The organism is Cupriavidus sp. WGlv3 (assembly GCF_023952475.1).
Taxonomy (GTDB): Bacteria; Pseudomonadota; Gammaproteobacteria; order Burkholderiales; family Burkholderiaceae; genus Cupriavidus; species Cupriavidus phytorum.
Window position 1 is genome coordinate 1 of the sequence record NZ_JALHRX010000124.1, and the last position, 685, is coordinate 685.

Annotated in this window: 1 protein-coding gene; it reads right to left on the reverse strand. The window is 67.7% G+C overall.

All coding sequences use genetic code 11. The features are described from left to right. Positions 1–305 precede the first annotated feature (305 nt). Complete coding sequence (locus MKD38_RS30790; RefSeq protein WP_252682451.1) at positions 306–656, reverse strand: VOC family protein; 351 nt, start codon at positions 654–656, stop codon at positions 306–308. Between the last annotated feature and the right edge of the window lie 29 nt (positions 657–685).

The window sequence follows — 685 nt, forward strand, 5'->3', positions numbered from 1 at the left end:
GAAGATGCCGGTGCCGATGATGGCACCGATGCCCATCAACACCAGGTCGACCGGACCCAGCACCTTTTTCAAGCCGTCATCGCGCGCGACGGCCAGCATCGCGTCGATGTCCTTGGTGCGGAACAAGCTCATTCAGACTCCTGCAACGGTAGCCAGGCCCGTGACGGTAACGTGCAGGCCCGGAAAAAAGGGCGCTAGTGTACGCCGCTGGCCGGGCGCATGCATCACTTGCGCCGGGCCAACGCGTTGCAGGAATGATAGGAAAGGCCGGCCAGGCCGGCACTGACGGCGGGCAAGGCTCGCGCTCAGGCGTGCGCGAGGATATTGACCAGCTGCCCGAACGGGTCGCGCACGAAGAAGCGCCGCACGCCCCACGGCTCGTCGGCCGGGCCGTACTCCACCGCAAAGCCGGCCGCCACCATGCGGCGGTGGGCCTCGTCGACATCGTCGACCTCGATCGACAGCGCGGGCACGGGCGTGCCGTTGCCGCCTTCCACGGCAAAGCTGACCTGGGTCCGCGCTGCGGCATCGCTGCCGTAGGTGCGGATCCACCCGTGGTCCATCAGCAGGTCCAGGCCCAGCACGTCCTGGTAGAAGGCGCGGGCCTGGCCGGGATCGGCGGTGCCGATGTTGGCGACGATGCGGTTGACCTTCATGCCCGCGCTGCGCTGCTTACTTCGCCACG

Excerpts from the sequence above, each read along its gene's own strand:
- MKD38_RS30790 (WP_252682451.1), bottom strand. The coding sequence starts at position 656 with ATGAAGGTCAACCGCATCGTCGCCAACATCGGCACCGCCGATCCCGGC.